25 protein-coding genes are annotated in these 23833 nt (G+C 53.1%); 21 read left to right on the top strand and 4 right to left on the bottom strand.

What is annotated here, in order from left to right:
- Positions 1-60: 60 nt before the first annotated feature.
- From ACVBEJ_RS05725 to ACVBEJ_RS05710, 4 genes are all read left to right on the top strand, one after another.
- On the top strand, positions 61-1026 hold the full coding sequence (locus ACVBEJ_RS05725) for a HEAT repeat domain-containing protein (RefSeq protein ID WP_447128651.1): 966 nt from the start codon (positions 61-63) through the stop codon (positions 1024-1026).
- On the top strand, positions 1001-1768 hold the full coding sequence (locus tag ACVBEJ_RS05720) for a class I SAM-dependent methyltransferase (RefSeq protein WP_447128650.1): 768 nt from the start codon (positions 1001-1003) through the stop codon (positions 1766-1768). The genes ACVBEJ_RS05725 and ACVBEJ_RS05720 overlap by 26 nt, the downstream gene beginning before the upstream one ends.
- A gap of 196 nt (positions 1769-1964) precedes the next feature.
- Positions 1965-2537, top strand: a complete 573-nt coding sequence (locus ACVBEJ_RS05715) for a hypothetical protein (RefSeq protein WP_447128649.1) — start codon at positions 1965-1967, stop codon at positions 2535-2537.
- A 232-nt stretch (positions 2538-2769) separates the two neighbouring features.
- On the top strand, positions 2770-3606 hold the full coding sequence (locus tag ACVBEJ_RS05710) for a MipA/OmpV family protein (protein ID WP_447128648.1): 837 nt from the start codon (positions 2770-2772) through the stop codon (positions 3604-3606).
- On the opposite strand, the gene ACVBEJ_RS05705 is transcribed toward ACVBEJ_RS05710, so the two are convergent.
- Complete coding sequence (locus ACVBEJ_RS05705; RefSeq protein WP_447128647.1) at positions 3607-3918, bottom strand: c-type cytochrome; 312 nt, start codon at positions 3916-3918, stop codon at positions 3607-3609.
- A gap of 124 nt (positions 3919-4042) precedes the next feature.
- On the opposite strand from ACVBEJ_RS05705, the gene ung reads away from it, so the two are divergent.
- Positions 4043-4717: a uracil-DNA glycosylase gene (ung, locus tag ACVBEJ_RS05700; protein WP_447128646.1), complete on the top strand. Its 675-nt coding sequence runs from the start codon at positions 4043-4045 to the stop codon at positions 4715-4717.
- Between the two features lie 101 nt (positions 4718-4818).
- On the opposite strand, the gene ACVBEJ_RS05695 is transcribed toward ung, so the two are convergent.
- The gene (locus ACVBEJ_RS05695; RefSeq protein WP_447128645.1) at positions 4819-5244 is read right to left on the bottom strand and encodes a PGPGW domain-containing protein; all 426 of its coding nucleotides are present in this window, start codon (positions 5242-5244) and stop codon (positions 4819-4821) included.
- A gap of 4 nt (positions 5245-5248) precedes the next feature.
- Entirely contained in the window at positions 5249-6322 is a 1074-nt protein-coding gene (gene ygfZ / locus ACVBEJ_RS05690) for a CAF17-like 4Fe-4S cluster assembly/insertion protein YgfZ (protein ID WP_447128644.1), read from the bottom strand.
- Positions 6323-6418: 96 nt separating this feature from the next.
- Here ygfZ and ACVBEJ_RS05685 point away from each other — a divergent pair, with 96 nt between their 5' ends.
- Positions 6419-6667 (top strand): FAD assembly factor SdhE, encoded by a 249-nt coding sequence (locus tag ACVBEJ_RS05685; protein WP_447128643.1) that lies wholly within the window; start codon positions 6419-6421, stop codon positions 6665-6667.
- Complete coding sequence (locus tag ACVBEJ_RS05680; RefSeq protein WP_447128642.1) at positions 6667-7056, top strand: protein YgfX; 390 nt, start codon at positions 6667-6669, stop codon at positions 7054-7056. The genes ACVBEJ_RS05685 and ACVBEJ_RS05680 overlap by 1 nt, the downstream gene beginning before the upstream one ends.
- Here ACVBEJ_RS05680 and nadB read toward each other — a convergent pair.
- Positions 7043-8671: an L-aspartate oxidase gene (nadB, locus tag ACVBEJ_RS05675; RefSeq protein WP_447128641.1), complete on the bottom strand. Its 1629-nt coding sequence runs from the start codon at positions 8669-8671 to the stop codon at positions 7043-7045. The genes ACVBEJ_RS05680 and nadB overlap by 14 nt on opposite strands.
- Before the next feature lie 308 nt (positions 8672-8979).
- Between nadB and rpoE the strand changes: the two genes are divergently transcribed.
- From rpoE to ACVBEJ_RS05605, 14 genes are all read left to right on the top strand, one after another.
- On the top strand, positions 8980-9573 hold the full coding sequence (gene rpoE / locus ACVBEJ_RS05670) for an RNA polymerase sigma factor RpoE (RefSeq protein WP_447128640.1): 594 nt from the start codon (positions 8980-8982) through the stop codon (positions 9571-9573).
- 154 nt (positions 9574-9727) lie between these two features.
- Positions 9728-10270 (top strand): sigma-E factor negative regulatory protein, encoded by a 543-nt coding sequence (locus ACVBEJ_RS05665; RefSeq protein WP_447128639.1) that lies wholly within the window; start codon positions 9728-9730, stop codon positions 10268-10270.
- A 129-nt stretch (positions 10271-10399) separates the two neighbouring features.
- Positions 10400-10846, top strand: coding sequence for a SoxR reducing system RseC family protein (locus tag ACVBEJ_RS05660; protein ID WP_447128638.1), 447 nt, complete (start codon positions 10400-10402; stop codon positions 10844-10846).
- Between the two features lie 4 nt (positions 10847-10850).
- On the top strand, positions 10851-12200 hold the full coding sequence (locus ACVBEJ_RS05655; protein WP_447128637.1) for a DegQ family serine endoprotease: 1350 nt from the start codon (positions 10851-10853) through the stop codon (positions 12198-12200).
- Between the two features lie 316 nt (positions 12201-12516).
- Complete coding sequence (gene lepA / locus ACVBEJ_RS05650) at positions 12517-14316, top strand: translation elongation factor 4 (protein ID WP_447128636.1); 1800 nt, start codon at positions 12517-12519, stop codon at positions 14314-14316.
- Positions 14317-14446: 130 nt separating this feature from the next.
- Positions 14447-15214 carry a signal peptidase I gene (gene lepB / locus ACVBEJ_RS05645; RefSeq protein WP_447128635.1) on the top strand — a complete coding sequence of 256 codons (768 nt, stop codon included), beginning with the start codon at positions 14447-14449 and terminating at the stop codon, positions 15212-15214.
- A gap of 37 nt (positions 15215-15251) precedes the next feature.
- Positions 15252-15641, top strand: a complete 390-nt coding sequence (locus tag ACVBEJ_RS05640) for a DUF4845 domain-containing protein (RefSeq protein WP_447128634.1) — start codon at positions 15252-15254, stop codon at positions 15639-15641.
- A 22-nt stretch (positions 15642-15663) separates the two neighbouring features.
- Entirely contained in the window at positions 15664-16350 is a 687-nt protein-coding gene (gene rnc, locus ACVBEJ_RS05635) for a ribonuclease III (protein ID WP_447128633.1), read from the top strand.
- Between the two features lie 7 nt (positions 16351-16357).
- Positions 16358-17278, top strand: a complete 921-nt coding sequence (gene era, locus ACVBEJ_RS05630; protein WP_447128632.1) for a GTPase Era — start codon at positions 16358-16360, stop codon at positions 17276-17278.
- 431 nt (positions 17279-17709) lie between these two features.
- Entirely contained in the window at positions 17710-18420 is a 711-nt protein-coding gene (gene recO, locus ACVBEJ_RS05625) for a DNA repair protein RecO (protein ID WP_447128631.1), read from the top strand.
- A 2-nt stretch (positions 18421-18422) separates the two neighbouring features.
- On the top strand, positions 18423-20678 hold the full coding sequence (gene relA, locus ACVBEJ_RS05620; RefSeq protein WP_447128630.1) for a GTP diphosphokinase: 2256 nt from the start codon (positions 18423-18425) through the stop codon (positions 20676-20678).
- Positions 20675-21502, top strand: coding sequence for a nucleoside triphosphate pyrophosphohydrolase (gene mazG, locus ACVBEJ_RS05615; RefSeq protein WP_447128629.1), 828 nt, complete (start codon positions 20675-20677; stop codon positions 21500-21502). The genes relA and mazG overlap by 4 nt, the downstream gene beginning before the upstream one ends.
- Before the next feature lie 380 nt (positions 21503-21882).
- Positions 21883-22536 (top strand): adenylate kinase, encoded by a 654-nt coding sequence (gene adk, locus ACVBEJ_RS05610; RefSeq protein WP_447128628.1) that lies wholly within the window; start codon positions 21883-21885, stop codon positions 22534-22536.
- Positions 22537-22843: 307 nt separating this feature from the next.
- Complete coding sequence (locus ACVBEJ_RS05605; protein WP_447128627.1) at positions 22844-23743, top strand: hypothetical protein; 900 nt, start codon at positions 22844-22846, stop codon at positions 23741-23743.
- Positions 23744-23833 lie beyond the last annotated feature (90 nt).

Here is a 23833-nt window from a genome sequence, read left to right as displayed (position 1 = left end):
AATGAATTTATAGCTAATCTTTATTGAATCAAACGCTGTTACAAATATATGGAGAAAATAATGAATAAAATTGGTCTTCTTTTATGTTCCGGGGTTCTACTTTTTTGTCAGGCTTGTTCGTTAACAGTGCCTCTGGATACTCCGGTAGCATCGTCTCGGGGCTATCAACAGTCAGGTGAACTTGTACAGCAGCAAATGACATTGCGCAGTGCTTTACCTGCGGGGCATAACGCGTCTTCCGGTGTTGTTACCGTGAATTTGAAGCTGGATGGTAAAGCCCTGAAAGCCGGTTCTGTATTTACCGAGTCACTGCAAAGAGAGCTTCTGGCGAGAAATCTGCCGGTAGATTTTTCGGGTAATAGTGGTGTTGTTGTTGAACTGAAAGATTTGAATTTTCTGAATCATCGCTCCAACGGGTTTTCGCCCTGGGTAACGCTGTCTTCTGCCAAAGTGGACTTGCTGGATGAGCAGGGCGGTTCCACTCGACTGGCCGCGTTTGTCAAACGAGGAAAATTGCCTGTATGGACAATGACAGAGATCAACGAGCCCTGCTACAACGAGCCGCTGGAACTGCTGGTGAAAGAGATTGCTGCGAAAATAAATGAGCAGCTGTTTGGTTATTCATTGCCCAACTCTGAAGTGGATGCCATTGCCAACACCATTCGGGAAAATGGCGATACAGACAAGCTGTCCTATCTGGATGTTTACGAACTGGGCTTTTCCAACAATAAAGAGGCGCTGCCTCACTTGCTGGAATTTGCTACCTCTAAAAAGGAATACATTCGCCTGGCGGCCATATCTGCTATAGGTATTTTGGGAGGTGACGATCAAATCGAATTTTTGAAACCCGTGTATGAAGACGCAGACAGTTGGCAGGATCGGGGTATGGCATTGAAAGCCATTGGTGATATTGGCTCCCCACAAAGTAAAGAGTTTTTGCAGCAACAGAAAGAGCGATGGGCTGGGGAAAAATCTAAAGAGGCCCGTTGGAATACACTGATTGTTGATCTTTATTTGGGGCAATGATGGTTGTATTCGGGATTTTGAGGGTAGTTATATGAGCGAGCTAAGCAAGAGTGATGCTTCGTGGGTAAAAGAATCCCGTTTCGGCGTGTGGTTTCTGGGTACGGACACCTGGATCGTGCATGTATTGACCCGCGCACTCAATAGTCTGGAATCATTGTATCCTTTGAAGGAGCGAAAATTCCCCGTAATTCTGGATATCGGCTATGGTCATGGGCACTCGTTAAAACTTCTTGATCAACGCTATTCGCCGGAAAAGCTCATCGGTGTGGATGTAGACCCGAAAGCGGAGGGGCGGGCAAAAGTTAATATCGAAGCCTGCCGTAGCCGGGTGGAAGTTCATTTGTGCGATGCGGCAGCATTGCCGCTGCCGGATCAATCTGTGGATATGCTGTTTTGTCATCAGACTTTTCATCATCTGGTGGATCACGAACGTGCTATTCAGGAGTTTTATCGGGTGTTAAAGCCGGGAGGCGTTATGTTGTTTGCGGAATCCTGCAAACGCTATATCCACTCTTTAATGATTCGCCTGCTGTTTCGTCATCCAATGGATGTTCAGAAAACCGATGATGAATATATAGCATTGATTCGCAGTGCGGGCTTCGATGTGCCAGAAGCACAGATTTCCCGACCCTACTTGTGGTGGAGCCGGGAGGATTTGGGGCTTTTTGAAAAGCTCGGTTTTAAAGTTCCGGAAGACCGAGAGGAAACACTGGTCAATCTGGTTGCTAAACGGTCTGGGTAGGCTAAGGGCGCTGCTGTCCCTAAACGAACAGTTATCAATAAACTCCATGTGTTGCCGGACGGGCAGCTTGTCGTGACACGCCGTGCATACGTCCATGTAGGCTCGATGTCACAACAAGCTACCCCCCGGATTCATGTCTTCAAGATTTGTGGATCAGCAACGATAAAAAATTAATCCATTAATAAGGAAATTTACCATGAGAAAATTCATTTGCAGTTTTGCATTTCTTGCCGCGTCGCTTGTTGTTTTGTTATCTGGCTGTGCCACGAAAATAGAACAGCCCGCACTGGGTATACCGGAGCGATCTACCGTGCCGCTGAGTTCTTTTGACAGTGTTTATCTGGCGGACATCACCATGGCGGAAAAATACGCCGATCAGGGCGCCAATAAAAAAGCCGCGAAAAGAATTGGCGAGGTGTTATTCCGCAGTATGCGTCAGGTATTCCCCAAGCTGGAGAAGATATCCCTTGAAAGTGCGGAGAAGATGGAAGCCAAAAAAGAGCATGCACTTGTCATAAAACCTCATATTCGCCAGGTGAAATTTATCGGTGGTGCTGCCCGTTATTTTGTGGGTGCCATGGCGGGCAGTTCTGTGGTTGTGATGGAAGCTCAGTTTGTTGACACCAGTACCGGTGAATCAGTGGCCTGGCCGGAGTATCAGCGTATCGGCAGAGCCAACCACGGCGCCTGGTCAATGGGGGCCGCGGATAACAAGATGCTGGAAGATATTGCCAAAGATTTTTCCCGATACGCGTCGTACAACAAGTAGTAACTATTCAGCACTTTTTGAAGTGACAATGGCGCGTGCGCTGTTTGTGGCGGTTTGTCGCGAGACGTAAATCTGGGGTGGCTTGCTGTGACACGCTGCAAGTACTTCCATGTAAGCTCGAGGCCAGCATCCCTGCTGGCCACGGTCACAGCAAGCCACCCCAAATTCACGCCTTCAGGTTTTTCAGAACATGCTGAATAGTTACAACAAGTAATGAGTTAATGGATATTTTATGAATGATCGTTGTTCTCTTGGGCCTTTGAAGTGGATGCTCAAGATTTTGTTGGCCAGCACATCGTTTTCCGTTGTCGCTGAAGATGGAAAAAATACCAAACCGGAGTGGGAGCTGGGTGTCGGTATTGGTGGGCAGGCACTGCCGGCTTATCGCGGTTCCGATGAATACCAGCTGCGCCTGGCGCCATTCCCGTTGGTGAAGTACAACGGAGATTTTCTCAAGGCGGATGACGAAGGTATTCGCGGTGAGTTTTTTGCCGATAATCGCTTTGAGCTAAACGTCAGTGCCGAGCTGTCGCTGGCACAGGATGATGGTGATGATTCATTGCGGCGCGGTATGCCGGAACTGCTGCCTACCTTTGAGCTGGGGCCTGATTTTGTGATAAACCTCAGTGGCGATACGGTGCGAGAGGGATGGGCATTGCATCTCCCCGTGCGCACGGTGGTGGCCAGTGATTTCAGTGACATCGACTACATAGGCTGGGTGGCGAATCCACAAATTGCTTTTCGCCAAAAGCGTTATATTGGCAATTGGGATGTGGTTGCCCAGGCGGGCCTGCTTTACGGCAGCGAACGTTATCACGACTACTTCTATGAGGTAGTCCCGGTGTTTGAAACCGCCAGTCGTCAACGCTTTAATGCCCGCTCAGGATACAGTGGGTCTGTTGTCAGGATTGGTTTGCGGCAGCGAGTGGAGCGCCTTTGGATGGGCGGTTCGCTGCGCTTTGATTATCTGGGTGGGGCTGCCTTCGAAGACAGCCCGTTAGTCGAAAGTAAATCCGCGCTGACGTTCACGTTTGGTGTTGGTTGGTATTTGACGAAGTTGGGGCGTTAATCAGTTGCCTTTCAGCCCGGAAAAATACTCCGCCAGATTTTCAATATCCTCATCGCTCAAATTCTGCACCATGGGCTTCATCAGTGGCTCTTTGCGCTCGCCGTCTCGAAATGCTTTGATCTGTTTAATCAGGTAGCCTTTTTTCTGACCGGCCAGATTGGGCCACTGATCGTTGGGGCTGATGCCCTGGGGTCCGTGGCAGGCCATGCAGGTAACGGCTTTGGCTTTTCCGGCGGCGGCATCACCGGCGAGGGCGTTGCTGGTAATCAGCGGGAATGTGAGCAGGGTGGCAGCAATCAGGTGTGTTTTCATTCTTTACTCCAAGTTATCTAACGCTATTTCAGCAGCAGTTGCCGCTGTGCCTTTTGATGTGTATCAATCATCGGTTGGGTTACCATTTGCTGCCTGAATTTATCACACAGCGGAGAACGATGGCATGGCCATTCAGATGCATAAGTCCTGGTTGCGGGTGTTAGAGGTGGACTTTCAACAGCCTTATATGACCGATCTGAGGGCATTTCTTCAGGCGGAAAAAGACGCGGGCAAGGTAATTTACCCCAAAGGCAGCCAGTGGTTTGCGGCCTTTGACAATACGCCTTTTGATCAAGTGAAGGTGGTCATACTTGGCCAGGACCCTTACCACGGGCCTGGGCAGGCCCACGGGCTGTGTTTTTCTGTATTGCCCGGTGTGCGTATTCCTCCTTCGCTGGTGAATATCTACAAGGAGATTGAAGCGGATACCGGTTCGCCTTTCCCTGAGCACGGCTGCCTGACATCCTGGGCACAGCAGGGGGTATTGTTGTTAAACGCTACCTTGACCGTCGAGCAAGGCAGGGCGGGGGCTCACCAGGGCAAGGGTTGGGAGGAGTTTACCGACCGCGCCATCGCCGAGCTTAATCAGCAACGGGAAGGGTTGGTATTTATGCTGTGGGGCAGTTATGCCCAGCGCAAAGGCGCGCTGATTGATGGCAATAAACACCTGGTTTTAAAGGCACCACATCCATCGCCCTTGTCGGCCCATCGGGGGTTCCTCGGCTGCAGGCATTTTTCAAAAGCCAACCAGTATTTACAGGATCGGGGGCAAGTGCCAATTGATTGGTCGGTGGGGTAGAAAATTAGTCATCGCGAGCGCAGCGCGGCGATCTCTATTAGGCTGGCAGAGAGCATCACGAGATTGCCGTGGCCTGCGCCTCGCAATGACGGGTTAGGAATTTAGCTATTCGGCGAACGCAGCGGCGGGTGCTTGGCTTTGGCACGCAACCAGTTCAGGCCGTTAAAAATGGCGGGCATGGTGGCGATGCGGCGTTCCAGCCTGAATTTGCCGGGGTAATCCATCAGCAGCAGTCCCATGGCGATGGTCAGCAATCCCTGGCCCGGCAGGAACAGCATTAAAACACCGCCCATCAGCAATACAGCTCCCAAACAGTTTTTGCCGATCAACAACAGGCTGCGTGTCAGCGGGCGCTGCTCTTTCCATTGTGAGGGCTGTCGCTTTTTGGGGAGAAAGTAATCTTCCGGTATGCGTGACACCAGCCAGGGCAGGGATAGCAGGCTGACCACAAAGGTAAGCAGCGAAGCCACGCCCAGCCAGACAAGCAGATCTTGGTGCTGTTGCAAATAGTGCAGCAGGTCTGCCATGGGGTCAGGGTTCCAGAGGGTAGGGCAGTGGCAGTTGCGATACGGCAATTGGTTGGGCACTGTCCGGGCTGGGGCCAAACGCCAGTTGCTCGCTGGCGGCGGCTTTTTCCGTCAGTACCACCAGTAGTTCCATTTTTTCCTGACCGCAGCGCGCGCTGTTGACCACGCGGCCCTGGCTTTGGGTTTGATGCGGCAGGTAGCAGTGGTCGCCAATGGCGATGTTTGCACATTGGGTTTGCGAATAATGGGTTTGCAAGCGGTACATGCGGCGCTTCAGTTTGCCCAGGTAGTGCATGCGCGCCACCACTTCCTGACCGGTGTAACAGCCTTTCTTAAAACTGATGGCGCCATTTTTTCCGTGGCTGGCCTGCATGTTGAGCATTTGCGGAATAAATTCTTCACAGGTGGCGGCGCGGATGTGGCCAATGCCGGCTTGTATGGTCAGTAGCTCCCAGAGGTCCGGGCCTGCGGGTTTGGCATTGTCCACCAGGGTTTGCCAAACGGTTTCACAGTGTTCCGGGTGCAACAGCAGCAGCATTTGGTGTTCAGCTACGCACAGGGCCTGGCCGTAGTCACTGTGAGCGCATTGCCCGGGCTGTTGCAGTGCGCTACCAAACAGTGCGGCGCATTGTGCCTGAGCCTGAGGCCCGGCCAGCGCCAGCAACTGATGGTTGCCCTGTGTCAGAGTGACCCGAAAGAAAGGGGCGTACTTGCCCAAGCTGGAGGTGGTGTTGTTTATCTGGTCCCGGGGTAGCACCAGGGTGACCTGGCTGTTGTCCTGCTGCAGCAAATAAAAGTTGGCCACTGCCCGGCCCTTTGGAGTGCAGTGGGCTCCAAACAGTGTTGTCTGCTGGCCCAGTTTGTCCAGGTCGCAGGTCAGCTGCCCCTGCAGTAATTTTTGGCTGCCCCCTTGCAGTGCACCATCCTGCACCAGAACAGAGGCCCAGTTTGTCAGTGGGCAGACAACGGTATCTGTTAACAATTGCGCATAGTGTTCGAGTTGTTCGCCAAAGCCCAGCAAGCGTTCACCGTCAAAATGTGCGCCTTGCTGTTGTAGAAATTGATGCCAGGAATCCATACAGTCGCCAAAATCGTGTAATTGTGGGGGCGTATGTTACCAGCCTTGCCCTATAATGCGGCTTCAATTTTTCGTTGTCAGATTGGTAAAACGCAGATGGACAAGAATCGCCTGTTTTGGGGCAGCCGCCGGGGGATGCTGGAGCTGGATTTGATACTGCTGCCTTTTGTGGAACAGATTTACCCCACACTGGCGGAACAAGACAAAGAGCGCTATCACCAACTGCTTGAGGAACAGGACCAGGACCTGTTTGCCTGGTTGATGAAGCGCACTGACCCGGAGGATACGGAGCTGTTGAAAATCGTCCACATTATTCGTGATAGCCGCTCACAAATTAAGCGCTGATGCGGCAGGAGTTTTGTCTCAGGGATTCACAGGTATTACGGTGGTTTGTGTGCCTGATACACGGTTTCATATTGCTGGCCGTCTGGTGGCTTCCGGTGTCTCTGTGGGTGTCGATGTCGCTCAGTGTGGCGTTGCTTGTCAGTGTTTGTCTCGGGTTAAAGCGCCATCACCTATTGCCACAAAAGCTGGTTATTGATGAAACCTGGTCATTGCAGGAAAGGTCTGGCAGGCAACTGCTGATGGAATTACTGGTTCCCTGTTATGTCACCCGCTGGCTGACGGTGTTACCCGCGCTGATCAATGGCAAGCGGCGCTATTTGGTGATTCCCTTCGACAGCCTGGAAGCCGACGACTATCGCCGCCTGGGTGTGGCTGTCAGGATGCATTGACAATAATATCCTGCCCGGCGTAATTGTCCGGCACCATAATGGTATCTTTGGCCACCGCCGCCAGGCCGGGGTAGTCGAGGGTGTAGTGCAATCCGCGACTCTCTTTGCGCCGCGCCGCCGAGCGAATAATCAATTCCGCCACCATTGTGAGGTTGCGCACTTCCAGCAGGTTTTTACTGATCTTGTAATTGCTGTAGTACTCGTGAATTTCTTTTTGCAACACCTGTACCCGGTGCAGGGCGCGCTCCAGGCGCTTGTCGGTGCGCACGATGCCCACGTAATCCCACATAAAGCGCCGCAGTTCATCCCAGTTGTGAGACAACACCACGTCTTCGTCGGAGTGGGTCACCTGGGATTCATCCCACAGGGGCGCTTCACTCATTTCGGCAATGTCGGCAAATACCTGTTCTATATGGTCGGCGGCGGCGCGGGCGTACACCACACATTCCAGCAGTGAATTACTGGCCAGGCGATTGGCTCCGTGCAGGCCGGTAAAGGCGGCTTCACCCACGGCATAGAGATTGTGCAGGTCGGTGCGGCCGTGCTGGTCCACCATAATGCCGCCACAGGTGTAGTGGGCGGCGGGTACCACCGGAATGGGTTCGCGGGTGATGTCGATGCCGTATTTAAGACAGCGTTTGCGTACCGTGGGGAAGTGTTTTTCGATAAATTCTGCCGGGCGGTGGGAGATGTCCAGATACAGGCATTCACAGCCAAGTCGCTTCATTTCATGGTCGATGGCGCGGGCCACTATATCCCGGGGTGCCAGTTCCGCATCCGGGTGGAATCTGTCCATAAAGCGCTCGCCGTTGGGTAACAGCAGGTAGGCCCCTTCACCGCGCAATGCCTCGGTAATCAGAAAGGTACGGGCTTCTGGATGATAGAGGCAGGTGGGGTGGAACTGGTTAAATTCCATATTGGCTACCCGGCAACCCCGCCGCCAGGCCACGGCAATGCCATCTCCGCTGGCGCCGTCCGGATTGCTGGTGTACAGGTAGGCTTTGCTGGCGCCACCGGTGGCCAACACCACTGCTTTGGCTTGCACAACAGCACTGCTGTCGGACTTTACATCCAGCACATAGGCGCCGATACAGCGCAGCTTGCGGGAGTTGGGGTCAGCGGCGGTGATCAGGTCAATCACCGCGTGGTGCTGGTGAATATGGATATTGGGGTGCTGGCGGACTTTGTCGACCAGGGCATTGGAGATGGCTTTGCCGGTGGCATCTGCGCTGTGGAGTATTCGCCGGTGGCTGTGGCCACCTTCTTTGGTCAGGTGGTAGCCGTTGCTGCCGGGATCGTCGCTGCGGGTAAAATCCACCTGCTGGTCGATCAGCCAGCGCAGGGCGGCGGGGCCATTCTCGGCAGTAAACCGCACCGAATCCAGGTGGCACAACCCGGCACCGGCGCGGGCGGTGTCGGCCACGTGCATCTCTATGCTGTCGTCCTGGTCGAATACCCCGGCAATGCCTCCCTGGGCCCACATGGTGGAACCGCTGAGCAGCTCGCCTTTGCAGATCAGCCCCACCTGAAAACGCTCTGCCAGTTGCAGGGCCGCGGTCAGGCCAGCGGCACCACTGCCAACCACCAGTACATCAAATTGATCCCGTTTTGCCATATATTCAAGCTACTTGCAGCGAGTCAGGGCAGGCATGATAGTATAGCCAACGCGGGTCTGGCCAGCCGAACCTGAATCCCTGACTACAGAGTGGCGCACAGCACAAGCTCTTGATCCCACAGCGGTTTAAAAAATACCCACTTAACCGATGGGTGAAGCTAAGATTTTTTAATTCCACTGTGAAATCAATATCTTGCACTCTGCACTCACTCTGAAGTCACGGATTCAGGTTGAACTTATTGATTGGCTGCGAGTCCCATGACACACTTTTTCGCTTTGTAAGTGATCGATAAAAATAAGGAATTTCCATGGCAGTAGAATCGGCGCAAATGACGGACAAACAGTTGGTCAGCCGAGTTCAGAAGGGAGACAAGCGCGCCTTCGACCTGTTGGTGTTGAAATACCAGCACAAGGTAGGTGCCATCGTCAGTCGTTACATCAACGACTTTGAGGAAGTGAACGACGTGTCCCAAGAGGCTTTTATCAAGGCTTACCGGGCACTGAAGAATTTTCGCGGTGACAGCCAGTTTTATACCTGGTTGTATCGCATTGCTGTCAATACGGCCAAAAACCACCTGGTGGCCCGCAGTCGACGCCCCCCGGCCAGCGATGTGGATGTGGGCGATGCGGAGTATTACTCCGGAAGTGACAGCCTCAAGGACATCGCCAGCCCGGAGCAACAACTGTTTCGGGATGAGCTCAAGGTGGTGGTGGACGAAGCCATTGCCAACCTGCCAGAGGAGCTGCGTTCGGCGGTGACTCTGCGAGAGTTTGAAGGGCTTAGCTACGAAGACATCGCCAATGTAATGGACTGCCCGGTGGGTACCGTGCGTTCGCGCATTTTCCGCGCCCGGGAGGCCATTGATCAAAAGGTCAAGGCATTGATGAGTGGTGCCCTGTAGTGGGGTAACCAGTGCTGCAAAGATTTTTACAAAAAATTGCAGTTCGCTGGAACCAATTGCAACAAGCTGTGTCTGATCAGCTGTAACAACGCCGTCAGGCACTGATTAACCCAATTTTGAAACCGTTTTACGACTCAACAGAGGTACAGATTTAATGAGCGACCACGACAATCGCCTGAGAGAATCACTGTCGGCATTGATGGACGACTCGGCTGACGAACTGGAACTCCAGCGCGTACTCAAAGCCGCCGCCGATGATGGTGAGCTGCGCAATACCTGGGAACGCTATCAGCTGGCCCGCAGTGCCTTGCATAATGATGCCCCGGCACGCACTCTGGACCTGTCTGCTTCTGTGGCTGCGGCCCTGGATGCAGAGCCCGCTCACAAAGCCACTGGCGGCGTGCTGAAAACCCTGGGTCGTGTGGCCATTGCCGCCTCGGTGACCCTGGCTATCGTGATTGGTGTACAGCAGGCAAACCTGCCGGGCAATCCTGCCGGCAATGTGGGAATCGCTTCCAGCAACGACACTGTACCTCCGGTTGCCAGCGAGTTCTCTCAGCCCATACCCACCGCACCGGTTAGCCAATTGGTTCTGGAGCCACCCAGCAATTTGGATGAGGCTTTCGAACAAGACTTGAAAGAGCGCTTTGAAAAATTACGACAGGATTCACAAGAAGATACTGCTGTCGAAAAGTAAGCGTTTGCCTTTTACACTACAGCCTGTAAAGCCGGGGTACATTACCCTCTGCTTTACAGGCTTTTTTATTGTTGAAATATCATAACTTGTTGATTGATTTACATATTTTTACCAGATAAATGTGCACAGATGATTTGCGAAACCGTTACTATTGGCGCCGTTGAAAAAAATTGCATTTGGGTGGAGGCCGCTCCCAAAAGTGCTTGTGGAGCCTGTGCCGCTCGTAGCGGTTGTGGCCAGCGCCTGTTGGGGAAATTGATGGCCAAACCCAATTTGGTACGAGTACCTTTGGACGCCGGTTTTAACGGTTCCCTGAAAGTTGGCGATCAAGTGCAAGTAGGGGTGCCGGAGGCAATGTTGGTATCCGCTTCTGCCATTTTATATCTGGTGCCTGTACTGGCTATGATGGTCCTCAGTGGTGCCGCCACCGTAACAGGTTGGAATGATTGGCAGGTGGCCACCAGTGCTTTGTCAGGTTTGTTTTTGGGGGCCTGGGGTGTACACCGTTATGCCTTGCGCCGCAGCAAAGATTACAGCCCTGTGCTGATTAATAATGATTGTTCTTTGATGGAGTAAATGTATGCTGAACAAATGGGTAAAACTGTTTTTTGTGGCTTTGGTAATGGTATCTGTCAGTGCTTCTGCGGAGTTGCCGGACTTCACCAAGCTGATTGAGGAGAGTTCTCCCGCAGTGGTAAAAATCGAAGTGGAGGGCAAGGCGGCCAGCAGCTCTCAACAAGAGCAAATGGAAGAAATGCTGCGACGCTTTTTCGGTCAACGGGGCATGCCCCGGCAGCGTTTGCGGCGATCCTCCGGTTCTGGTTTTGTGGTGTCAGAAGACGGCTACATTCTGACCAATAATCACGTGGTGGAAAATGGCGACACCATCACCGTGCGTTTCAGCGATCGCGAGGAATTTACCGCTGAAATCATCGGCACGGATCGGGAAACGGATTTGGCCTTGCTGAAAATTGATGCCAAAGACCTGCCAACCCTTGAGTTTGGTGACTCGGAAAGCCTGAAAGTCGGCGAGTGGGTAGTTGCCATCGGTTCGCCTTTCGGACTGGATTACTCCGCCAGTGTCGGTATTGTCAGTGCCATTGGTCGCAGCTTGCCGGATGACAACTTCGTACCCTTTATTCAGACAGATGTGGCCATTAACCCCGGCAACTCCGGTGGCCCACTGTTTAACCTGGACGGCGAAGTGGTGGGCATCAACTCCCAGATTTACACCCGTTCCGGTGGCTCTAACGGTATTTCCTTTTCCATTCCCTCTCACGTGGCAACACGGGTGATCGAGCAATTGAAAGACGGTGGCTCCGTTGACCGAGGCTATCTGGGTGTAGGCATTGAGCCGGTTACGGCGGAGCTGGCGGAAGCCTTTGGTTTGAAGAAAGCCCAAGGCGCTATTATTAACAGCGTAAACGAGGGAACCCCGGCAGAAAAAGCCGGCCTTGAGGAAGAAGACGTTATTATTTCCATCGACGGAAAAAAAGTCGTCACCGATCGGGATGTATTCCACATCGTCAGCAATATCGCCCCCGGCAAGGAAGTGGACGTAGTGGTGATTCGCAACGGCAAAAAGAAAACCATTGATGTCACCGTGGGCTCCCGTGCAGAGTTGGCTGGTGCCGGTGGCACAGCGGGCAGCAACCTGGATCGCCTGGGGCTGGCGGTAACCTCCATGTCGGCGGATGAACTGGCCCAGTGGCGCATTCGTTACGGTGTCAAAGTCACTGAAGTAGGGGACGACTCAGCGGCGGCGAAGGCGGATATCCGCCCCGGTGATGTGATTGTAAAAATAGGCCGTGGCCGGGTGACCAGTGTCAGCGACTACCGCACGCTGGCACAGGCCATGCCCAAAGGTCGCGGGGTTGCTTTCAAAGTATATCGCAACGGTCGCCCCGGCTATATTGTAGTTACTCTGTAAGCCGGTTTAACAACGCGCTACCAAAAACGCCATCGGATTTCCCGGTGGCGTTTTGGTTTGTGCCTTGACAAAGATGTTAAATATGAAGGCCAGGCGCGGGAGCCGCCTATCCAGACCGTATGCGACAAGGATGTCGTATCCGAGCTTACATGGACGCCTACTTAACAACGAAAGTACAGCGTGTCTGGGAAGGTGGCTCCCGCGTCTGACCGCCACCACTACTGATCACAGCATTAGTAGATATAACAAGGCCTTTCCTCTAAAATCCCCGCCTTATTTGCCCACCCGCCATTTACCTAACTGGAAGTCCCACTCAGTGTCAGACCTCAGCCATATTCGCAATTTCTCCATCATCGCCCATATCGACCACGGCAAGTCCACCATTGCCGACCGGTTTATTCAGGTGTGCGGCGGTCTCAGCGAGCGGGAGATGGCTGCTCAGGTGCTGGACTCCATGGATATTGAGCGGGAGCGGGGCATTACAATCAAGGCCCAGAGTGTGACTCTGGACTACACCGCCCGAGACGGCAAAACCTATCAGCTGAACTTTATCGACACCCCCGGCCACGTGGACTTTACCTACGAGGTATCCCGCTCCCTGTCCGCCTGTGAAGGAGCGCTGCTGGTGGTGGATGCGGCCCAGGGTGTTGAAGCCCAGTCCGTAGCCAACTGCTACACCGCCATTGCAGAGGGGCTGGAAGTGATTCCGGTACTCAATAAAATGGACTTGCCCCAGGCGGAACCGGAGCGGGTAAGTGAGGAAATCGAAGACATTATCGGCATCGACGCCACCGACGCGGTGCGCTGCAGCGCCAAGTCAGGCCTGGGTATCGACGATGTTCTGGAAGAACTGGTCACCAAAGTGCCGCCGCCGGAAGGGGATACAGAAGCACCACTGCAGGCATTGATTATCGACTCCTGGTTCGATAACTACCTGGGTGTTGTGTCACTGGTGCGGGTCAAACAGGGCACCTTGCGCAAAAAAGATCGCATTATCACCAAAACCCTGGGCAAGGCCCATGTTGTGGACAGCATCGGCGTGTTTACCCCCAAGCGCCACGAAACCGGCGAATTGAAAGCCGGCGAAGTGGGCTTTGTGGTGGCGGGCATTAAAGACATTCACGGTGCCCCGGTGGGAGATACCATTACCCACCAGCAGAGCCCGGACGTGGAAGCGGTGCCCGGCTTCCAGAAAGTCAAACCCCAGGTGTACGCTGGCATGTTCCCGGTCAGTTCTGATGACTTTGAAGACTTCCGCGAAGCGCTGGCCAAACTGACCCTCAATGATGCCTCGCTGTTTTTTGAACCGGAATCCTCCGATGCCTTGGGCTTTGGCTTCCGTTGCGGCTTTTTGGGCATGCTGCATATGGAGATTATCCAGGAGCGTCTGGAACGGGAATACGACCTCGACCTGATTACCACCGCGCCAACGGTGGTGTACGAAGTGGTAACAAGCGATGGCGAAGTGGTGCAGGTATCCAGCCCTTCGGCGCTGCCAGACCCGGGTCGTATCGACGAAATGCGCGAACCCATCTGCGAAGCCAATATTCTGGTGCCCAAAGATTACGTGGGCAACGTGATTTCCCTGTGTGTGGAAAAGCGCGGCGTGCAGAAAGACATGCAATTTGTTGGCGGCCAGGTGCAAATTCAGTATGACCTGCCCATGAGCGAAGTGGTGATGGACTTCTTTGATCGCCTGAAGTCTGTGAGCCGGGGCTTCGCCTCACTGGATTACAGCTTTTCCCACTTTCAGGCGGCGCCGCTGGTGAAGATGGATGTGCTGATCAATGGCGATAAGGTAGACGCTTTGGCGCTGATCGTACACCGGGACCTGGCCCAGTCGAAGGGCAGGGTGCTCACCGAAAAAATGAAAGAGCTGATCCCCCGGCAAATGTTCGACGTGGCTATCCAGGCGGCATTGGGCGGGCATATTATCGCCCGCACCACTGTGAAGGCGTTACGCAAAAATGTCACCGCAAAGTGTTATGGTGGCGATGTGTCGCGCAAGAAAAAGCTGCTTGAGAAGCAAAAAGCGGGCAAAAAGCGCATGAAGCAGGTAGGTAATGTGGAGATTCCACAAGATGCCTTCCTTGCTGTGCTGAAAACTGATAGTTGAGTTGGTTGTCATCGCGAGGGAGCGGAGCGACTGTGGCGATCTCAATCTAAGCGCTCCGAAACCAGAAGATTGCCGCGTCGCCTACGGCTCCTCGCAATGACGAAAATTTAGAGACAACGGATAAAAAATAATGGATTTTGATTTTTCCCTGATACTGGTAATCGCCTTTTTTGTAACGGGCGTTTGCTGGGTGCTGTACAAACTGAACGTCGAAATTGCCGGTAAAACTGTGGAGTTTTTGGGTTCGTTGTTTGGTGTTGTGGCGCTGGTATTGGTGTTGCGATCATTTTTGTTCGAGCCTTTCAAGATTCCCTCGGGCTCCATGATTCCCACTCTGAAAGTGGGGGACTTTATTCTGGTGAATAAGTACGCCTACGGTTTGCGCCTGCCGGTAAGCGGTACTAAAGTGATAGACATTGACGAGCCAAAGCGCGGCGATGTAATGGTGTTTATTCCGCCCCACAAAAAGCAGCATTATATTAAGCGGGTTATAGGATTACCTGGGGATACAGTAGAAGTGCGTCAAGGTATTCTTTTTGTAAATGGAAAAGAAATGAAGCAAACAGAACACCCTGATATTGCCCCTGATAATAGAACTTGTACCCAAATGGGGTTAAAAGACTGTGTGGTTCAGCTGGAAAATATTGATGGTGTCGAGCACGCAATACAGCGAGTAAAATACCCGACCTCTCGGGTTAGCTTTTCTTTTGCGGCTACAGTGCCTGAGGGACGTTACTTTATGATGGGTGATAATCGAGATAACAGTACTGATAGTCGCTCCTGGGACGTGAAAACTGTTCCTGAAAAGAACATCGTCGGCAAAGCAGTAGCAGTATGGATGCACTGGGACAAGTTTTTAAGCTGGCCTGATTTCACTCAGGCTCGTTCAATCAAGTAACAGGTGCTTAGACAATAACAACAGGATGGAGGCGACAATGAATTCATATTACACCTTGAAAACACAAGCGGGCATGTCCAGTCTGGGGCTGTTGCTGATTATCGGCATCGCCGCCTTTTTTCTGCTTTGCGCCTTTCGGGTAGGGCCTCTGTATCTGGATGACTCCTTTGTGGGCAGCTCATTGGACAAGCTCAGAGACGACGACTTGGCAGACATGTCCAACAGTGAAATTCGCAGTCAGATCAGCCGCTATTTTACCGTGGACGGAGTGCGCGATATTTCCACCAAACAAATCAAGATTGATCGCAAAAGGGATACGGTCATCCTCAGCCTGGACTATGAAAAGCGCGTAGAGTTTCTTGGCAATCTGGATGTGGCGGTTCGTTTCAGCCACAAAATCGACAGCAGCGAAGGCAAAAAGAAGTAGCCTGTACTGCTGCCGACTCTCAATGGATATAACCCGCCAACGCTTGCTCAATCGACTCGGTCATTCTTTTGCTGACCCGGCTCTTCTCGACCTGGCACTGACCCATCGCAGCCACGGCAGCCACAACAACGAACGTTTGGAATTTCTCGGCGATTCAGTGCTGGGTGTGGTGATCAGCGACTACCTGTACCGCGCCTTCCCGCTGGCTCGGGAAGGGGACATGAGCCGGGTGCGCTCCTCTCTGGTAAAAGGCACTTCATTGGCTCAAGTGGCGCTCGACCTGGAATTGGGTGAGCATCTTCGTCTGGGCGGCGGCGAGCGCAAAAGTGGCGGCCACCGCCGTGACTCGATTCTCGCCGACGCGGTGGAAGCCATTATCGGCGCTATTTATCTGGATGCGGGGCTGGAAGCTGCGAGAACCTGTATCGAACAATGGTTGCAGCCGCGTTTGCAACTATTGCTCGACGATGGCGCTCTGGAGAACAGCGCCAAAGACGCCAAAACCCGCCTTCAGGAATTTTTGCAGGCGCGGGGCAAAGCGCTGCCCGAATACGATGTGGAAGCTGTCAGCGGAGAGGCCCACAACCAACAATTTACCGTTAGTTGCCAGGTTACTCTGCTGCCTCAACCGGTCACTGCCACAGGCTCTAACCGCCGTAAAGCCGAGCAGCGTGCCGCTGCTCTGGTTTTGAAAAAACTACAACCCTGAAAACACTATGTCTGAAGCAAATGCTCCCCAAAAATGTGGTTTTGTGGCCATTGTTGGCCGCCCCAATGTGGGCAAGTCCACACTGCTGAATCACCTGATGGGTCAGAAACTCAGTATCACCTCCCGCAAGCCGCAAACCACCCGCCACAACCTGCTGGGTATTAAAACCGAAAACGACAGCCAGCTGATTTTTGTGGATACCCCCGGCATGCACACCAACCAGGACAAGGCCATCAACCGCTATATGAACCGCGCCGCCAGCAGTGCTGTACGAGATGTGGATGTGGTGGTGGTGGTGCTGGATCGCACCACCTGGACGGAAGCGGACCAGGCGGTGATCGATCAGCTACACAATGTGCGTTCGCCGATTATTCTGGCGCTCAATAAAGTGGATAGAGTAGACGATAAAAAAAACATGCTGCCCTGGTTGCAGTCTTTGGAAAAGGACTTGCAACCTGCTGCTATTGTGCCGATCTCGGCACTGCATGGGCATAACCTGGGTGTGCTGGAAAGAGAGATCAACAAGCATATCCCCGAAGGGGATTATTATTTCCCTGAGGACCAGATTACCGATCGCACCGAACGTTTTTTGGCGGCGGAACTGGTACGGGAAAAAATTACCCGGCAACTGGGGGCAGAACTGCCCTATCAAGTGGCGGTGGAAGTTGAAGAATTTCGTCGCGAAACCAGCAGCAAAGGCAAGCCGGTTATCCATATCAGCGCGCTGATTTTGGTGGAACGGGATGGCCAGAAAAAAATCATTATCGGCGACAAGGGCGACCGCATCAAAAAAATTGGCCAACAGTCGCGCACGGATATGGAGGCCCTGTTCGATGAAAAAGTCATGCTCAATCTGTGGGTGAAAGTGCGCAGTGGTTGGTCTGACGACGAGCGCGCATTGCACAGCTTGGGTTTTCGGGATGAATAATCGTTCTGTTGATCGTTTTCAATGGCGAAAACGATTGCTGTCATCCTGAGGAACGCAGCGACGTGAGGATCTCAGACCTGGAAGCTTATGGGGTGTTAACAATTAATGAGTCACTACTGTTGTCCCTGTAAAGGCGTCAGTCAAGGCATGAGGAGTGCGGTTTGGTCACTCCCCTCTCTATAATGGGGAGTAGCGACGAATAACGCAGGATGACGCCTTTTCAGGGACAACCCGAAGGGCTGGGCTCACTTACTTTTAAACGAAAGTCGCCCCAGCTGCGTTATCGGTCGCTTATGTAGAATGACTACACGGCACTCCCTCTGCCTTGCTGGAGCAAAAAATGAACTCCAGCAGTAGCGGCTCATTAATTGTTAACACCCCCTAGATATCCTTCGTTGCACTCAGGATGACAGGGAAGGGGAAGGTACACAATGAGAATCGAAGCCGAACCTGCCTACGTACTGCACACCCGGCCTTACCGGGAAACCAGCCAATTGGTGGAGCTGTTCAGCTTTAACTACGGGCGGATTCGCGCGGTGGCCAAGGGCAGTCAACGCCGCAAGGGTGGCACACCGCTGTCGCCTTTTGTGCAGTTGAATGTTTCTTGGGGTGGCCGCAGCGATCTGAAAAGTCTGTATTCCACTGAAGCGGAAGGTGTAGCGGTTGTCCTCAAGGGTGAACAGCTTTTTACCGGTTTTTATCTCAATGAATTGCTGTTGCGCACGCTGCCGGAGCAGGACGCACACAGCAATGTGTTTTATCACTACAGTCGCCTGTTGCCCATACTGGCCAGTGGCGCGGATATACAGCCGCCATTGCGTCAGTTTGAAATGGCGCTGTTGCACTCCCTGGGTTATGAGCTGGTATTGACAACAACGGCAGACAGTGGCGCGCCCATAGAGGCATCGCGGAATTATCTGTACAACCCGCAACTGGGGCTGCTGGGTGAATTTGATCCGCGCACTGCTGACAGACAGCGCCTGTTCTGCGGTGAGCACTTAGTGGCAATTGCGCGGTCGGAGTATACCGGGCGAGGCGTTTTACACAGTGCCAAACGTTTGTTGCGGGCGGCACTGGCGCCTCATCTTGGTGGCAAACCGCTGCAGAGTCGGGAGCTGTTTCGTCAGTCTGCACAGGAATAATCATGGTTCAAATACGCGATAACCACCCGCTGAATCACACCGGTGATATCGACCTCGGTTACTGGGTGGATTTACTGGCAGACAAGGCGCGCCTGGAAGATGATGAACGTGCCGAGTTACTGCGCGCCTGCGAATTTGTTTATCAGATAGAGCAACAAAACAGCGACGACAGTAAGGCGCTGGCCCCCGGCGTCAGCAGTTTTCTGGCGGGGCTGGAAATGGCGGTTATTCTCGCCGACCTGCATCTGGACTGCCCCGGCCTGGCGGCAGCCATTCTGTACCGCGCGGTTCGTGAAGACAAAGTGCCTTTGCAGGTGGTGGAAAAGTATTTTGGCAGCACGGTGGCGAAGCTGATTGGCAGCGTTTTGCAAATGGCGGTGATCAGCACCCTGCGCAACGACTCTGGCGATGGGGTATTTGGCCATGAGCGCGGTCAGCAGGCGGCCAAAGTGCGCGAAATGTTGGTGTCAGTGATTGATGATGTGCGGGTCGCGCTGATCAAAATTTCCGAGCGCGCCTGTGCCATACGCGCCGCCAAAAATGCTCCTGAAGAAAAACGCGTGCGGGTGGCTCGGGAGCTCTTTGATGTTTACGCGCCTCTGGCTCATCGCCTGGGTATCGGCCACCTCAAGTGGGAATTGGAGGATATGGCGTTCCGCTATCTCAATCCAGAGCAATACAAGCACATTGCCCGCTTGCTGGATGAGCGCCGTATCGACCGTCAGGACTTTATCGCAGACGTGTTGAATACCCTAAATCGCGAACTGGCGGAAGCGGGTATTGAAGGGGAGATCAATGGCCGTGCCAAACATATTTACAGTATTTGGCGAAAAATGCAGCGCAAGCAGATTAGCTTTTCCCAGGTTTACGACATTCGCGCGGTTCGGGTTTTGGTGTATAGCCAGGCGGAGTGCTATGGCGTGCTCGGCATAGTTCACTCCCTGTGGCGCAATGTGCCCCACGAATTTGATGACTATATTGCCTCGCCCAAAGAAAACGGCTACCGCTCGCTGCATACTGCGGTTATCGGCCCTCACAATAAAGTGCTGGAAGTGCAAATTCGCACCCACGAAATGCACGAAGAAGCAGAGCTGGGGGTTTGTGCCCACTGGCGCTATAAAGGCAGTGATAAAAAAACCGCCGCAGACAGTTACGAGGAAAAAGTCTCCTGGTTGCGTCAGGTGCTGGAATGGCATGAGGAGATTGAAGGCGGCCAGGAAGTGCAGGATTTGCTGCAGACAGAGAGCCAACCGGACCGCATCTACGTATTTACCCCCGACGGCCATGTGATCGATTTGCCGTTGGGCTCTACCCCTCTGGACTTTGCCTATCGCATTCACACCCAGGTAGGCCACAGCTGTCGCGGCTCCAAGGTGAATGGCCGTATGTTGCCCCTGAATACGCCCCTGAAAACATCGGATCAAGTCACCATTATTACCGGTTCCAAAGAAGCCCCCAGTCGCGATTGGCTGCTGCCATCGCTGGGGTATTTGCACACCGCCAGTGCTCGCGGCAAGGTGCAGCAATGGTTCCGCCATCAGGACCGCGATAAAAACATTCAGGCCGGGCGCGCTATCGTCAATCGCGAACTGAAGCAGCTCGGCGTTGGCAGCCCGGATTTCGAGCCTCTGGCAAAACGCTTTAACAAGCAGGGAGAAGAGGGCATTTACGCCGCCATCGGTGCCGGTGATGTTGGCCTGGTGCAGTTTCTCAACGCGGTGCAGGCGCAGTTGGGTAATGATGATGAATCCGAATTTCTGCCCATCAAACGGGCCGAAGGCACCAGCCGCTACCAGCAATCCGATGTTTATATCCACGGCGTTGGCAATCTCATGTCTCATATGGCCCAGTGCTGCAATCCGGTGCCGGGGGAAGCCATCAGTGGTTATATTACCCAGGGGCGCGGTGTCAGCGTTCACCGCGCAGATTGTGGCAACCTGTTGCGCCTGCAAGTCGAGGAGCCGGAAAGGGTTATTCAGGTGCAGTGGGGCGGTGCACCCCAGCAAGTGTACCCGGTGAGCATACGAGCCACGGCTTACGAACGCTCCGGGTTGATGCGCGATATTTCCGCTGTGCTGGATCGCCTTGGCGTGCAGATTGTGGACCTGTCGGCACGTCGTAACATTGACGATGGCGATTTGGTTTTCAACATCAATATGCGTCTGGAAGTCACCGGCCTGGAGCAGCTCAGTGACGTAATGGGGAACCTGCGGCAGCTGGCAAACTTGATTGATATAGAACGAGTGCAGGAATCATGAGTGGTTCTTCCGGTGATGCTACTGGTTACAGCGTCGATGACATGCTCTATTTGATGGCGCGTTTGCGTGACCGGGAAGACGGTTGCCCATGGGACTGCCAGCAAAGTTATAAAACCATTGTTCCCTACACCCTGGAAGAAGCCTATGAAGTGGCCGACACCATCGAGCGCGGTGATTATGACCACTTGAAAGAAGAGCTGGGCGATCTGCTGTTTCAGGTAGTTTTTTACAGCCAGTTGGGTGTAGAGGAGGGCCGCTTTGATTTTCACCAAGTGGTTGCGGCTCTGGTGGAAAAACTGGTGTCCCGCCACCCTCATGTATTTCCCGATGGCACTTTATCCAGCCGTCGCGGGCAAGGTGAACAGGCGGACGAGTCCACCATCAAACAGACATGGGAAGCCTTGAAGAAGGAGGAGCGTGGCGCCAAGGGTAAGGTCAGTGTGCTGGACGATATTCCCCTGGGCCTGCCAGCGGTGACTCGCGCGCAGAAAATTCAGAAGCGTGCCTCCGGTGTTGGTTTTGATTGGCCCGATACCTCCGGGGTGGTGGCAAAAATCAGTGAAGAAGCCGCGGAACTGGAAGCCGCTGTTGCCTCTGGAAATGAGGTGGATATAAAGGCGGAGTTTGGCGACCTGTTGTTCAGCTGCATTAATCTGGGGCGACGTCTGGGCGTGGAGTGCGAATCTGCTTTGCGAGCTACAACAGCGAAGTTTGAGCAACGTTTTCACAGTATCGAAAAGGCGGCATGTAGTCAGGGAAAAACCGTGGAAGAACTCAGTCTTGATGAAATGGATCGTCTTTGGGAAAAAGCGAAAAAAACCTGAGGGTACTTCTAAAAATAGTGGGTAGGGCGGATTAGTCGCGCAGCGGCGTAATCCGCCATTTCTTTCTGAACGCAGTGCCATGCCCCGGTGGATTACGCCTTTGGCTAATCCACCCTACAGGTTCATTGAGTCAACACTTTGATATGAAAATCAGGGGCCAGTAGTGCTTTCCCGGACACGCTGTTCATACGTCCGTGTAAGCTCGGATGCAACATCCTTGTTGCATACGGTCCGGAAAAGCACTACTGGCCCCTGATTGCCACTCAACAAGATACGACCATTGTCTCGGTTGTGGTGGCGGGGTATTGGGGGTAACATCAGCGCTTTTTTGCGGCCCGCTATCTCAGCCATCGGCCTGCCCATGTTAAAGAGGAAACACTATGCGCATTATCCTGCTTGGCCCACCGGGTGCCGGCAAAGGCACTCAGGCAAAATTTATTACCGAGCAGTACGGTATTCCGCAAATATCCACTGGCGATATGCTGCGTGCTGCCATTAAAGCGGGCACCGAACTGGGTTTGCAGGTAAAGGATGTGATGGCCTCTGGAGGCCTGGTCTCCGATGATCTGATTATCGCCCTGGTGAAAGAACGGGTTTCCCAGCCGGATTGCACCAACGGTTTTCTGTTTGACGGTTTCCCGCGTACCATCCCCCAGGCAGAGGCACTGGCAGATTCTGGCATTGCCATCGATCACGTGGTGGAAATTTCCGTAGCTGATGAAGAAATTGTTGCCCGTCTCAGCGGCCGGCGGGTACACGAATCCTCCGGGCGGGTATATCACATTGTCCACAACCCACCCACTCAGGAAGGGCTGGATAACGAAACCGGTGAGCCCTTGGTGCAGCGCGACGACGACAGGGAAGAAACCGTACGCAACCGACTTTCGGTGTATCACGAACAGACCAAACCACTGGTGGATTTTTACCAAAACCTGAAATCCGCACAGCCACAAAATGCTCCCGGTTATGCCAGGATCGATGGTGTTGGCAGTTTGCCAGAGGTTCAGGAACGGGTGCTCAGTGCTCTGAAATAAACCTCAGCAAAGCATGAAAAAGGCTCCTTCGGGAGCCTTTTTTACAGGTGACTGAAATAGCGAATTTTCGACCGAGAAAAAGTAAAAAGTAAAAAAACGATCAGAAAGGACAAAAATTTTTAAATAAATCGCAAAAAAAGCGTATTTTTTGTGCGCCAGAGCCGCTTTTTAGTGGAAATAAAAAAAATATTCCTTACACTTTATCCAAACCCGAGCGGTAGTGACTATTTCATCCCAATTGTTGTCAGTCCGTTTGCAGTAGGGTTATTTTTTTACTGACAATTTTCAAAAGTCTGAGGAGATAAAAATGGCAGCTGCCGCAAAAAAACCTTCCCCTAAGAAACCGGCGGCCAAAAAACCGGCCCCCAAGAAAACCGCTCGCAAATCACCTGCGAAAAAAACCGCTGCTAAAAAAGCACCTGCTAAAGCAGTATCTCCTGATGTCGCTGCTGCAAAAGTATTGACTGCGGCACAAAAAGAACTCAAAGCACAAAGCTCCAGCCTTACTCGCGCTCGTGCCAAAGTGAAAACCCTGCGTACTCAAGTGGCCCAGAAATCCACAAAAGCCCGCGAAGCAGCCCTGGTTAAAGCCCGTGCTGATGTCAAAACCGGTGCAGTAGCTGTTGCCGCTTTGCGCGACAAACTGAATCAGGCAAAAGTGGACGCAAAAATTGCCAAGGCCAAAGCCGCTGTTGCTGCAGTTGAGAAAAAAGCCGCTGCCAAAGTTGCTGCAACTGAGAAGCGCCTGGCTGCCAAGAGCAAGGCCGACCTGAAAGCTGCGGTAGAAAAATTTGCTACACGCTGGGAGAAAACCCGCAGCGCTGCCGATGCCAAAAAAGTAAAAGCGGCCCAGAAAAAAGCCACCGCTTCCGTAAAAGCCGCAGAGAAGAAAGCTGAGCAAAGCGCCAAAGCCATTGCCAAACAAGCGGCTGTCAAGGCGAAAAAAGCTGCGGCTCCCAAAAAAGCCCCCGCCAAACGGGGTCGCCCCGCCAAGGCCAAACCCGCCGCAGCCAAGGCCCCAGCCAAGCGCGGTCGCCCCGCCAAAGCAGCTGCTGTGAAAAAAGCACCGGCTAACAAGGCTCCAGCTAAAAAAGCACCGGCTAAAAAAGCAGTAGCCAAGAAAGCACCAGCCAAAAAGCCAGTAGCCAAAAAAGCGCCTGCGAAGAAGGCCCCGGCCAAGCGCGGTCGCCCGGCCAAGAAAAAGTAAATAGGCAGTAATTGGCGTTCTTTTCAGGGCGCCAAACCGTTAGAATCCCCCGGTACCCTGTATCGGGGGATTTTGTATTGGGGGATTTTT

The organism is Porticoccus sp. GXU_MW_L64 (genome assembly GCF_052983295.1).
The sequence above is the reverse complement of the archived record's forward strand: the minus strand, read 5'-3'. Positions and strand labels throughout refer to the sequence as shown.